This is a genomic window from Psychrobacter sp. JCM 18900, assembly GCF_904846625.1.
GTDB lineage: Bacteria > Pseudomonadota > Gammaproteobacteria > Pseudomonadales > Moraxellaceae > Psychrobacter.
This window is the reverse complement of the sequence record NZ_CAJHBL010000003.1, coordinates 154,661-167,151: the sequence shown is the minus strand read 5'-3', so window position 1 is coordinate 167,151 and position 12,491 is coordinate 154,661. Positions and strand designations below refer to the sequence as shown.

Below are 12,491 nucleotides of genomic sequence, written 5' to 3'. Positions count from 1 at the left end.
CAGTACTCATATCTAAAAATAGATTAAATACTTTATTATTTAATGGTCTATTAAGCCTATCTATCAATAGATAGGCTTTTTATTTTGAGTTTGCTATAGTATGGCTACTTATATTCTTGACTTGAATCGATCATAATATGAAACGAGAAAACATTCGTCCTTTACCCACTCACGCTTCCAAGAAAAAGCAGACTAAATCACGTCAGAAAATTTTGGCAATACTTATCTCTGTATTGCTACTTATTATCATTGTCTACCTTATCATAGGAAGGTCTGGCACTCATTCCACACTCCCTATAGATGACGCCACTTCAACACCAGTAACTGACCAATTACAGACAGAATCAGTCACAGACAGCACTTCAGAAGTATCAGATGATTCTGTGATTAACGACGGTGTGCTCATAGATGAAAACTCTGGAGCAGCCAACAATGACAGTAACGCGATACCAAACCCTACTGCTATATTAGATGCGCCTCTACCAGAAAATGATAGCTTGGCGAAAGAAGAGATTGATCGTTTAGAAGATGAACGTCAGCGACTAGCCGAACAAGAGAAGTTAGCAGCTGAACAAGTGGCTATGAATAAGCAGTTGACTGATATGAAGGCCGAACAAATTGCGCTACTCGAACAACAAATTGCTCAGTTAGAAGCAAACGACTCTAATAAAGCGACGGTTCAATAACCGTTACTTGATTTGGTTACAGAGAGGATTACGATGGCGATTTTGCAATTCACACATGCCTCTATTTTAATTAGCGATGCACAGTTGCTTATTTTACCTGTCAACAATGCTGGTGTCGTTTTAGATCCTGTACTCACACGAGCGAAAACTCTCTTTCCTGATAATTATAGTCGCTATCATCGTGCGTGCCGCGATGGTAGTCTGAACGTTGGTAGCTGCTTACTTAATAAGCGTACACGTGAGCAAGTCGGACTTGGTATCAGTAGTAACGGTAACCAGCCAAACTATATTGCCAACCTTGTGATATCAAACCATCCTTATCATCCAGCGCGCACACGTTGGCTGACTGCTGCCTTGATTGATTTGCAACAGCAAATAATGCCGCTTATACGTTACCAAGGCATACGCAGAGTTGCATTGCTGGCGCGGCCGCTTATCTCAGGCAAACCACGTGATAACGTATCCAATGAAAGTAATACAGCAGATACCCTACCTTTAGACTGGCATGCTGATACTTTGCCATTACTAACTGAGTATTTACAAGACCTACCAAAACTTCGTATCGATATACACCTGCCTACAAGCATTGATTTATAAATGGCCTTTTAGCTAGCCAGTCATCGTCATTTTGAGCATACAAAAAAACCGCCTTGAATACTCATGACGAGTATTTCAAAGCGGCTTTTTATTACTTAAACCACATCAAATATTAAGTATTAGTTCTGCTCAACACCTTTCATAGTCAGTTTGATACGACCACGGTTGTCAACGTCTTGTACGAGTACTTTAACGACCTGACCTTCTTTTAGATAGTCTGATACATTCTCTACGCGCTCTTCCGCGATTTGTGAAATGTGTACTAGACCATCAGTGTTTGGCAAGACATTTACAAATGCACCGAAGTCGACGATACGAGCAACGGTACCTTCATAAGTTTTACCGACTTCAACTTCAGCAGTTAGTGCTTCGATTTTACCGATAGCTGCTTTGGTCGCTGCTTTGTTTTCACCAAAGATACGGATAGTACCAGCATCATCGATATCGATAACCGCGCCAGTTTCTTCCGTTAGCTGACGGATAGTTGCGCCGCCTTTACCGATAACGTCACGAATCTTGTCTGGATTGATTTCGATAACCGCGTAGTTTGGTGCATGAGCATTGATTTCAGTACGGCTCTCAGGCAATACTTGGTTCATTGCTTCTAGGATATGAATACGACCTGCATGAGCTTGTTTAAGCGCTTGCTCCATGATGTCAGGGGTAATACCTTCGATTTTGATATCCATCTGAAGTGCAGTGATACCATTTTTAGTACCAGCCACTTTAAAGTCCATATCACCTAGATGATCTTCATCACCTAAGATATCTGACAATACGGCAAAACGATCGCCTTCTTTAACCAGACCCATCGCGATACCAGCAACTGGTGCTTTTAATGGTACGCCTGCGTCCATCAATGCCAGACTTGCACCACAAACAGAAGCCATAGAAGATGAACCGTTAGATTCAGTGATTTCTGATACCACACGAATCACATACGGGAAACGCTCACTATCTGGCAACATCGCTTGTACACCGCGGCGTGCTAGACGACCATGACCGATTTCACGACGTTTTGGAATACCTTCACGGCCCGTTTCACCAACTGAGAAATGTGGGAAGTTATAATGCAGCATGAAATGGTCACGAATCGTACCACCTAGTGAGTCAATCATGTTGACGTCACGGCTGTTACCAAGTGTGGTAGTAACCAAGGCCTGCGTCTCACCACGTGTGAACAATGCTGAACCATGCGTATACGGCAATACACCAACTTGTACGTCAAGCGCACGAACTGTCTCAGGGTCACGACCATCGATACGCGGCTTACCTGACAAGATATTGTCACGAACGGTACGATATTTAAGGTCGTTATAGATTTCTTTAAGCTCAGATACGGTATCAGCATAAGTTTCTGACTCAGCATCACCAGCAAGTGCATCAATAATTGATTGCTTAATTTCATCAAGCTTCGTGTAACGTGCTTGCTTATCAGTAATGGTATAAGCGTCAGCAACTTGCTCGCCGAACTGCTCTTTCATGCTGCTGGTAAGTGCTTGGTCACGCTCAGGAGCAGAGTATTGCTGCTTAGCAGTACCGATTTCTTCAGCCATTGAAGCAATGTTATCAATAACGATTTGTTGTTGCTGATGGCCGTACAATACTGCACCTAACATCTGGTCTTCTGACAGCTCTGCCGCTTCAGACTCAACCATCAATACTGCAGACTTAGTGCCAGCCACAACCAAATCTAGATCACTGGTTTCAAGCTGCTCAGACGTTGGGTTTAGAACGTATTCACCGTTAATAAAACCAACACGAGCGGCAGCAACAGGACCATTAAATGGTGCATCAGAAATAGCCAATGCTGCTGAAGCACCGATTAGTGCAGCGATATCTGCAGACTGAGTTTTATCTGATGATACAACTGTTGCGGTGATTTGGATTTCGTTTACGTAGCCTTCTGGGAATAGCGGACGAATCGGACGGTCAATCAAGCGTGAAGTTAAGGTTTCAAATTCGCTCGCACGGCCTTCACGTTTGCCGTAAGCACCTGGAATTTTACCTGCTGCATACATTTTTTCTTGATAATTAACCGTTAGCGGAAAGAAGTTTTGACCTTCTTTAGCTTCTGATTTCACGACTGCTGCAACTAATACTGTTACGCCGCCCATGTGTACTAAAATAGAGTTTGCTTGACGGGCAATACGGCCTGTCTCGATAACAACCTGCTGGTTGCCATACTGAAATTCACGCTTAATGGTGTTGAACATTGTCATATAATCTTCCTAATGTTGACTGACAAAACTGATATCAGCGTCAAAAAAAGCTGATATCTGTCATTAAAATTCTGTGTATATGGCTATCAGTTGACATGTTTTCTATTAGAAATCATCGCAACCAATGCCAATAACGTTACTTGGTTATCTCATATATTTGTCTGAGTTAGACATCGTACTATTATGTATATTCGGTCGTGCAATTTTGGCTTTACTATAAATACTATCAAAAAGACATTAAGTCAAAAGACTTCGATGCTAAAAACCCTACAGGCTATTTTCTAGGCTTTCAAATATCAGCTATCCGCGCCGATTACCAAGCCAAATAATAAGTATCTTATTAATAATCGCCATATCTGTAGCAGATGCGCTATCAAACTCACAAGGCATTATTTTACAGTGATTTATAGCCATTGACCAATTAATTGCACAGTAGCGCAATTATCGTCAGAAAATACCGTATTTGAGACTTGGTTAGTACAGTTTATACCGATACCCCTCTTAACTATTCTATAAAAGGAGCTATAGCTCTTACTATTTGAGCACGGTATCTAAAACGAATAAGCATAAAAAAACGGCGTGAAACTATTCCACACCGTTTTTAGAAAAATCTATTTTATCGATAATAACAAACAAGTTCCAAGCGGTTTGGCAAAAAATTCAGCATCCGCTCGTACTATTGTCGTTAGATTAACGACGTAGACCCAACTGGCTGATTAGAGTAGTGTAACGACCAAGGTCTTTACCTTTTAAGTAATCAAGCAGTTTACGACGCGTATTAACCATACGGATAAGACCGCGACGGCTATGATGATCAGCTTTGTGTGCTTTAAAGTGGTTCTGCAAATCATTGATACGAGCACTCAACAAAGCTACTTGAACTTCTGGAGAACCAGTGTCATTTTCGCCACGTTGGTATTGAGCGATGATTTGTTCACGATCGGTATTAGTTAGCATAAATATCTCCGGCAATGCTAAAAACTTTAAAAAACAGACTGCAATTTGAGTCAGTATTAAAGCAATAGAATAATAAATAAAATAACCTGTACGCCATTCAGGACAACCCTGCATTACTAGAGTTGACCTAGTGTACGACAAGCTCAGTTAACAGCCATTTAGTATGTTTTGAATCGTATATTGCATTTAGCTATAGCACTACTTAATCAAAGTAATGGGCTAATGACAGTACATCATCCAAAACCTAATTTAAATGTGGGGGTAATTATAACAAAAAACTGCTGAACTAGCAGCAGTTTTTCATAATACTTGTAAAGCTACCTTTGGTCTCTGGTAACTAGTATTTAATAGATAACTATCTATTAAGAGCCTACCTAGGCTACTTATTAACGTCAGATTCTTCCGCATTGCCGCCTAGTTCATCATCTTCAAGAGGCGCGGCAGTAGTCACTTCCGCTAGACTGTCTGGGGCAGTATGCTCACTTGGATTAATTTCTTCTGCAAGCTTTTGAATCTCTTTTTCCTGCTCGTCCATATTGTTCGGTGAATTACTCATATTAGCTCCTGAATTATTATTTTGTGGACTAACTGTCGTTGCACTCATCGATCATAAGACGTGCAAACTATAAACATATCAATGCCACCCTACTACAGGTGACATATAAAAAACTTACTTATCTTCTTTCGCATTTTCTAAGTTAGCTGCGATACGTTCTGCTGCTGCTTCACTGTTTTCATTATGATTGTCTTCAGTTTGACCTTTAAGCGCTGCTCCTGCTGAATCAGAACGTTGTTGCTCAAGTTTAGTATCGTTTGGGTTAGAGTTTGACATAGTATCTTCCTTAGTTATGGTTATAAACATTAGTTGTACAGAGTTGAGATTTAATAGTACTTAGTTAATTAGATTTGTTTAGTTAGAAGTCGAAATTCTAAGATAATGCTTTATCTATGGCATCAACAAAATTAGGAATATCGTCTGGGTTACGCGAAGTAATTAGATTACCATCTACTTGTACTGTCTTATCTACGTAGTTTGCTCCAGCATTTTCTAAATCTAGTTGCAAAGTAGGATAAGCGGTAAGGGTTTTACCTTTGGCAATACCTGTATTGATGAGAACCCAAGGTGCATGGCAAATAACAGCTAATGGCTTTCCTGCTTCATGAATAGCATTGATAATTTGATGAGCCTTTTCGTTGCCACGAATAGTATCTGCGTTGACAGTACCGCCTGGTAAAACCAATGCATCATACTCAGAAACGTCAGCATCTTCTGCAAAGATATCGGCAGTAAAAGTATCACTTTTATCTACGTCTTGCTGCATGGCTTGCACTTCTTTTTTATCATTTGTTGTTATGAGAAGTGTTTTGTAGCCTTTATCTTTTAGCTGATTATTAACGTCTTCGTACTCTGCTTTTTCGAAGTAGTTATGTAGTAAAAAAGCAATCGTTTTCATAACTTTCCTTCTTCTTATCTATTAGTTTTTGTGAGCCAGTATATTTTTATAAGTTAGTTTTATTATTATTCGGTAGTACATTTTCCTTTGAACTATTTTATTTTTATTAAAATGCGTCCTTTCTGCATTAATTTTTTCTTTTAATTGTCTGTTATTTTGATTATTTGCTTCATAGCAATTTTTTATTTTTATAATATTTATCCATTTTATTTTTCAGCTCAGCATTCCCTATCTGATGAATCTAGAGTACAAAAAAAACAGGTTTCACCATAGGCGAAACCTGCAATAAAATGTGACGGTATGTGATTAGTGTAAACTATTAGTAAATCAGGCCAATGTTAGGTGGTAGTTTCTCTATTTAAGTAACATTGATGAAAACGTGACTATTAGCGCTGAATCAATTTTTTAGGTTGTAAACGTCCGTTTAAGCTCACAGACCCCAAACCAAGAAACTCTCCCTGCTCGTTGAGTAAACGTATATCAACAGGTATTTCATGCTCTAGGAGCTGAGGCACATCATCAAGTCCAGTATCAGCTTTACCATTGGTACTAGCGTTATCATCAACACTAACAGAGCTATTATTAGATAGTTGGATAGAAACCATATTAGCAACATACTCTTTAAGCTTACCTGTTAGCTCATCAAATACGTTTAGGCGTTGCCCCATATGTACGCGGGTGCATTGCTCATCTGTCAGCGTCAGTTCAGCATCGATATCAATACAAGCATCGATAGGCAGCAGCCAAGACTGACGCTCCTCTAAACTATGCTCTTCTAATGATGATAAAGCGATCGCATCATCAATGCTAAAGCTCCCTACTTGTGTACGACGTAATGCCGTCAGATGTCCTAGCGTGCCTAGCTGCTTTGCAATATCTTCCGCTAATACACGTACGTAAGTACCTTTCGTACAAGTAACCGTGAGATTAATCTGGGTATCGTCTATCATCTGTAGATTGATTGCTTTAATCGTGATATCTCTAGGCGGTCTATCAACCTCAATACCTGCACGAGCATATTCATACAGTTTTTTGCCATCTTTTTTTAGCGCTGAATACATTGGTGGTATCTGCTGCTGAGCACCTAAAAACTGCTGGGCAATAGTCGCTAATGAGTCTTCATCAAATACTGGAATAGAAGCCTGCGTTACGATTTGGCCATCAGCATCACCAGTATCGGTTTGGCTACCTAGCAAGATAATCGCTTGGTAAGACTTATCAGCATCCAGTTGATAATGGCTAAACTTGGTGGCTTCACCCAGGCAAATAGGCAGTAAGCCAGTTGCCATCGGATCAAGCGTTCCTGTATGCCCTGCCTTTTTACTATCGTGTATCGGTGATTTAAATAAATACTTCACTTTTGACACGACTTGCTGCGAGGTCATACCTTTGGGTTTATCCACCAATATGACACCTGAAACTTTTACTTTTTCAGGTGTCATATTGGCTTTTTTATCAACTTGCTTAGACGCTATAGACATAATAATAATTTACTCGTCATTCTCGTTTTGCTCGGTTTTAGTCACGGCCTTGCTAATCAAGTCCATCATGTAATTACCACGAGCCGTTACTTCATCGTAATGAAAACGTAAGCGCGGCGTAGTACGTGTCTTTAAGCTATGGCTTAATTCTGTACGCAAGAATCCTGCCGCTTTATTCAATACTTTGATGCTTTCTTCATGATTGGTCTTGTTCATAGCATCATTGAGCTCAGGCTCCATGATAGTGACATAGACGTCCGCATAGCCTAAATCTGGGCTAACCTTGACACTAGAGATCGTGACAAAACCCGTTAGACGAGGGTCATTAACTTCATCGCGAATAAGAACAGCAAGCTCACGCTGAATCTGATCCGACAATCGTTGTAAACGTTGGTTCATTTTATTACCTTAATTTGGTAGGGCTTGTTTTCATTGATTAGCCCATTTGCTTATTAATACATTTAAGGGCTGATATTTGCTAAAAAAGGCCTAGCAGGGTGTACCTGTTAGGCCTAAGTACAGCTGAATATTAGCAGAGTATCTGAAAAGCTCAGCGGATTACGCATGTTGCTTTAATACATACTCTGCTATCGAACAGCAGCTTTAGATAGTACGTGCGAACTCTTGGATTTCAAAGACTTCGATCTTATCGCCAGCTTCGACGTCATAGCCACGAACGGCCAGACCACATTCCATGCCAGTACGTACTTCATTAACGTCTTCTTTATAACGACGCAATGATTGCAATTGACCAGTAAAGATAACTTGGTCTTCACGCAATACGCGGATAGGTTTGTTGCGATAAATTGTACCTTCGACCACCATACAACCAGCAGCAGCACCGAACTTACTAGAACGGAATACTTCACGAACGTCTGCAACACCAAGGATTTTCTCACGATGTTCAGGAGCAAGCATACCGCTCATTGCTGATTTCACATCATCGATCAAACCATAGATTACGCTGTAGTAGCGAATATCCATATTAGCAGTGTCTGCTTTACGGCGTGCAGTAGCGTCTGCACGAACGTTGAATCCTAACAGTACCGCTTCACTAGATTCTGCAAGGGTTACGTCAGACTCAGAGATAGGACCAACGCCTGAACTGATCACTCTGACTTTTACTTCATCAGTAGACAATTCATTTAGAGCAGCTAGTAGTGCTTCTAGTGAACCACGTACATCTGTTTTCAGTACGATATTCAAGAATGACACATCGCCTTGGCCCATCTGATCAAACATGCTTTCTAAACGCATGGCATTTTGACGCTCAAGTTGACGCTCACGCTCACGGTTGGTTCTAAAGTCCGCAACTTCACGAGCTTTTTTCTCATCCGTTACAACTAGGAACTCACTACCAGCAGCAGGTGTTTCAGGTAGACCTAAAATCTCTACAGGAATAGAAGGACCAGCTGATTTGATACGTTGGCCATGCTCGTCTGTTAATGCACGAACTTTACCATAGTGCTCACCAGCTAGAACCAAGTCGCCTTGTTTCAATGTGCCTTTTTTCACTAGCACACTAACGACAGGACCACGACCTTTTTCCAGTCTTGACTCAATAACCACACCCTGAGCAGCACCGTCTAATGGCGCTTCTAGTTCCATTAGCTCAGCTTGCAAGCTAATAAATTCTAGTAAGTCTTCGATACCTTCGCCTGTTTTGGCTGAGATACGAGCCATTGGTGTATCGCCGCCCCATTCTTCTGAAACAACTTCTTTCGTCGTTAATTCATTAAGAACACGGTCAGGATCAGCACCTGGCTTATCCATTTTGTTGATAGCCACAATAATCGGCGTACCAGCTGCACGTGCATGATCAATTGCTTCTGCTGTTTGTGGCATCATGCCATCGTCAGCTGCAACCACCAATACAACGATATCAGTCGCTTGAGCACCACGTGAACGCATTGCGCTAAACGCTGCGTGACCTGGAGTATCAAGGAAAGTAATAACACCGCGATCAGTTTTTACGTGGTAAGCACCGATATGCTGTGTAATGCCGCCCGCTTCACCATTCGCAACTTTCGTTTCACGAATTTTATCTAGTAGTGAGGTCTTACCATGATCGACGTGACCCATGATAGTCACTACTGGTGGACGAGTCTGGATGTTACTACTACGCTCATCAACTGCGTATTGTAAGTCATCTTCGACTTTAGTATCACTAACTGGTACTGGGTTGTGGCCCATTTCTTCAACAAGCAAGCTTGCGGTTGCTTGATCAATCGTATCTGACTCACGAGCCATTTCACCCATTTTCATAAGTAATTTGGTTACTTCGCGAGCTTTAACTGCCATGCGCTGCGCAAGATCGGCAACTGAAATTTGCTCACTAATCTCGACATCATAGACGATTTTTTCAACAGGTTTTTCAAACTTATGCTGTGATGCTTGAGTTGAACGCAAACCGTTTTTGCGGTTTTTGATTTCGCGCTCATCTTGGTTCTTACGACGACGACCACGAGTACCAGTACTGTTCGAACCGCGTTTGATTTCGCGACGTTCTTTTTCGAAAGACTCTTCTAGTGCATCACCGACCAAACCTTCAGCCAATGGCTCATCTTTACGTACTTCAGTAACAGGTTCACGATCTGTATATTTACCAGCCATTTTGCGCATTTGCTCAAGTGTACGCTTTTGCGCTTCTTCAGCTTGTGTGCGGCGGGTTTCTAATTCGATTTCACGCAGACGTGCTTCTTCTTTCTCACGAGTCTCACGAGCTTTACGTTCAGCAGCGGTTTCAACTTTAGGCTTAGTTGCAGCAACTTTCTTCTTCGGCTGCTCTTTAGGCTTAACTTCAGCCGTCGCTTTGCCGCCTTTTTTGACGACAACTGATGTAGAAATATCATCATTCTTGTCGTCTGATTTTTTGCTAGAGCCTAAGCTTGCGCGCATTGCTGCTAGCGTTGCTGCTTGACGCTCTTCCGCTTTTTTCTTAGTAGCGGCGCGTTCTTCAGCTTCTTTTGCTGCACGTTCTTGAGACTCAATTAGAGCCTGCTCACGAGCGGCTAACTCTTCAGCCATTTTTTCTGGATCAGGCTTTTCAAATACTTTCTTTTTACGCACTTCTACGTTGACGCTCTTAGATTTACCAGAAGAGCCGGTCACACGTGCAGTACTGGTCGTCTTAGATTTAAGACTAATACGACGCTTTTCTTGTTGACCATGACTTTGCTTTAAATACGTCACCAGCTTTTCTTGCTCAAGCTCGGTGACTAGGTCATCCTCTGCGCGAGCAGGCAGGCCAGCATCTACTAATTGCTGCTTTACAGCATCTGTAGTTTTGCCTACCATTTCTGCCAGTTCTTTGACGGTCTTATCTGCCATTTATTATCACCTACTGTCTATTATTTGCTATATGTTCAATTCAGTTGTTGGCTACAAATGATTGGGTTAAGGCTGATACTTATAAATAGATATCAGCGCTTTATTCTCAATAGCATATCACCAAAAGACAGCGATATGCAGTTACCGCTTATTCATCGAACCAAGATTCCCGAGCTTTCATGATGAGTTTTCCTGCAGTTTCAGAGTCTAATCCTTCGATATCTTCTAGATCGAAGACGGCTTGTTCTGCCAAGTCATCAACAGTAATGATGTCTTTTTGCGCCATTTTATAAGCCCAACTGACTGTCATACCTTCAAGCTCTTGAAGCTCTTGACTTGGCTCTTTCATGTTCTGTTGTTTGACCAGTTCATCAGCGATGACAACTTCTTTAGCACGCTCTTGAATCATATCAATCGCTTCATCGTCTAGACCTTCGATATCATAGAAAGTCTCAACTGGTACATAGGCCACTTCTTCGATACTGGTAAAACCAATATCAACCAATGCCTGTGCTAAATCTTTATCTACTTCTAGACGCTCATAGAATAATTCAATAAACGCTTTTGATTCGTTTTGTTGACGTTGCTGATACTCTTCTTCGAGCATCATATTAAGCTTATAGCCCGTCAATTCAGACGCTAGACGTACGTTTTGACCTTGTGAGCCAATAGCACGCGCCAACTGATCATTGGTGCTAAAGATAATGTCTGCTGTTTGAGTATCTTCATCTAAAATGATACTGCTTACGTCAGCAGGCTCTAGAGAGCTGATGATGAACTGGGCAGGATCATCTGACCATACCACCACATCAATACGCTCACCGTCTAGCTCTTGCTGTACTGCTTGAATACGTGTACCACGCATACCAATACAAGCACCAACTGGATCGATACGATGATCGTTGGTTTTCACAGCTATTTTAGCACGAGTACCTGGCAGACGAGCGACGTTACGAATTTCAATAATTTGTTCTGCAATCTCAGGTACTTCCTTTTGCATCAATGCTGATAGCATTTCAGGATGCGTACGAGATAACAGTAACTGGGCACCACGGTTTTCACGGTTTACATGGTACAAGATAGCGTTGATACGCGACTTTGCACGGAGTTGTTCACGTGGCAACATTTGATCACGTGACAAATAACCTTCAGCATTGTCACCCAAATCGATGATATAGCCATCACGAGTCTGTTTTTTGACTTCGCCATACATCATCTCACCAACACGTGGCTCGAAAGCATCTGCAACTAATGCACGCTCAGCTTCACGAATCTTTTGGATGATGACTTGTTTGGCTTGAGTAGCAGCAATACGACCAAATTCGATTGATTCAATTTGCTCTTCTTTAATATCACCAATTGACCATTCTTCCTGATCAAGATCGGTGATAGCAAGCTGACAAGCTGGCATCTCATGGTCTTCATCTGCAACCACTGTCCAGTAACGATAAGTATCGTAATCGCCAGTTGCACGGTCGATCGCTACCCGTACAGCCACTTCTGGCTGCTCGGTATATACTTTTTTCTTAGTCGATACCACCAAAGCGTCTTCAATTGCTTCAAAGATATCTTCAGGATTTAAGCCCTTTTCATTACTGACAGTTTCTACTACCGTTAAGATTTCACGACTCATGCTATACCTGTCCTATCATTTTTTAATTGACTTAAATTTTATAATTTGGGTGCTGCTATTATATAGTTGCTATAAGCCACATAAGCTATTGGAAGATAAAACTGTCTACCTATAAACAGTTACCCTAGTAA

The 12,491-nt window shown here is 41.4% G+C and carries 11 protein-coding genes; 2 read left to right on the top strand and 9 right to left on the bottom strand.

What is annotated here, in order from left to right; all coding sequences use genetic code 11:
- Positions 1-137: 137 nt before the first annotated feature.
- Positions 138-686 (top strand): hypothetical protein, encoded by a 549-nt coding sequence (locus JMX96_RS06330; RefSeq protein WP_201568147.1) that lies wholly within the window; start codon positions 138-140, stop codon positions 684-686.
- A 33-nt stretch (positions 687-719) separates the two neighbouring features.
- A complete protein-coding gene (locus tag JMX96_RS06325; RefSeq protein WP_201568146.1) occupies positions 720-1,283 on the top strand; it encodes a hypothetical protein in 564 nt (187 codons plus the stop codon).
- A gap of 119 nt (positions 1,284-1,402) precedes the next feature.
- Here JMX96_RS06325 and pnp read toward each other — a convergent pair whose 3' ends face one another.
- The 9 genes from pnp to nusA form a co-directional block, all read right to left on the bottom strand.
- On the bottom strand, positions 1,403-3,505 hold the full coding sequence (pnp, locus tag JMX96_RS06320) for a polyribonucleotide nucleotidyltransferase (RefSeq protein ID WP_201568145.1): 2,103 nt from the start codon (positions 3,503-3,505) through the stop codon (positions 1,403-1,405).
- Positions 3,506-4,195: 690 nt separating this feature from the next.
- Positions 4,196-4,462: a 30S ribosomal protein S15 gene (rpsO, locus tag JMX96_RS06315; protein ID WP_045443035.1), complete on the bottom strand. Its 267-nt coding sequence runs from the start codon at positions 4,460-4,462 to the stop codon at positions 4,196-4,198.
- Between the two features lie 379 nt (positions 4,463-4,841).
- The gene (locus JMX96_RS06310; protein WP_201568144.1) at positions 4,842-5,018 is read right to left on the bottom strand and encodes a hypothetical protein; all 177 of its coding nucleotides are present in this window, start codon (positions 5,016-5,018) and stop codon (positions 4,842-4,844) included.
- A gap of 114 nt (positions 5,019-5,132) precedes the next feature.
- Complete coding sequence (locus JMX96_RS06305) at positions 5,133-5,294, bottom strand: hypothetical protein (RefSeq protein WP_201568143.1); 162 nt, start codon at positions 5,292-5,294, stop codon at positions 5,133-5,135.
- A 97-nt stretch (positions 5,295-5,391) separates the two neighbouring features.
- Positions 5,392-5,916, bottom strand: coding sequence for a type 1 glutamine amidotransferase domain-containing protein (locus JMX96_RS06300; protein WP_201568142.1), 525 nt, complete (start codon positions 5,914-5,916; stop codon positions 5,392-5,394).
- A 386-nt stretch (positions 5,917-6,302) separates the two neighbouring features.
- Entirely contained in the window at positions 6,303-7,397 is a 1,095-nt protein-coding gene (gene truB / locus JMX96_RS06295; RefSeq protein ID WP_201568141.1) for a tRNA pseudouridine(55) synthase TruB, read from the bottom strand.
- A gap of 9 nt (positions 7,398-7,406) precedes the next feature.
- On the bottom strand, positions 7,407-7,796 hold the full coding sequence (locus JMX96_RS06290; RefSeq protein WP_102078739.1) for a ribosome-binding factor A: 390 nt from the start codon (positions 7,794-7,796) through the stop codon (positions 7,407-7,409).
- Positions 7,797-8,000: 204 nt separating this feature from the next.
- Positions 8,001-10,727 carry a translation initiation factor IF-2 gene (gene infB / locus JMX96_RS06285; RefSeq protein ID WP_201568140.1) on the bottom strand — a complete coding sequence of 909 codons (2,727 nt, stop codon included), beginning with the start codon at positions 10,725-10,727 and terminating at the stop codon, positions 8,001-8,003.
- 148 nt (positions 10,728-10,875) lie between these two features.
- Positions 10,876-12,360 (bottom strand): transcription termination factor NusA, encoded by a 1,485-nt coding sequence (gene nusA / locus JMX96_RS06280; protein ID WP_057757751.1) that lies wholly within the window; start codon positions 12,358-12,360, stop codon positions 10,876-10,878.
- Between the last annotated feature and the right edge of the window lie 131 nt (positions 12,361-12,491).